The organism is Neisseria sp. P0021.S006 (genome assembly GCF_051956895.1).
Genome location: NZ_JBQCWZ010001228.1, coordinates 1 through 457 on the forward strand (window position 1 = coordinate 1; position 457 = coordinate 457).

The window sequence follows — 457 nt, forward strand, 5'->3', positions numbered from 1 at the left end:
ACTTTAAAATGGAATGCGCAAAGAAACGGTCACATGATCCTGTATTTCACTGTTTGATTGGTTGGGCATGCGCGCAAAACCTTTGCCATAGTCGGCAGAAAGTTGCCATTTATCCGCCTTGCCCAAATTCAAACCTGCAACCACACCCATGGCGCGTTGCGAACCTTCGTTATTGTTTTTGGCAACGCCGATGTCTGCACCCAGATAAGGCTCGATATAGATGCCGTGAGGCGTATTGCGGCGGAAATAAACGGTATTGCTTAACAGGACTGCGCTGTTTGCGCTCAAAGAAGTTGAACGGAAACCGCGTACATTTTGATGACCGACGACGTCCATTTCTTTGGTGGCAAACAAATCATGAGGGCTATATTGGGCATCGATTTGGTGATGGTTGCGCACGATCCATTTACCCAATGGGCGGTTTTGAATCAAATTGCTTTGCAAGGATACAGAGGTA

Annotated in this window: 1 protein-coding gene; it reads right to left on the reverse strand. The window is 47.0% G+C overall.

Translation table 11 applies throughout. The annotated features are described in order from the left end of the window. Positions 1-3 precede the first annotated feature (3 nt). A partial coding sequence (locus ACTHUM_RS19615; protein ID WP_440403955.1) for a ShlB/FhaC/HecB family hemolysin secretion/activation protein occupies positions 4-457 on the reverse strand: 454 nt, incomplete at its 5' end.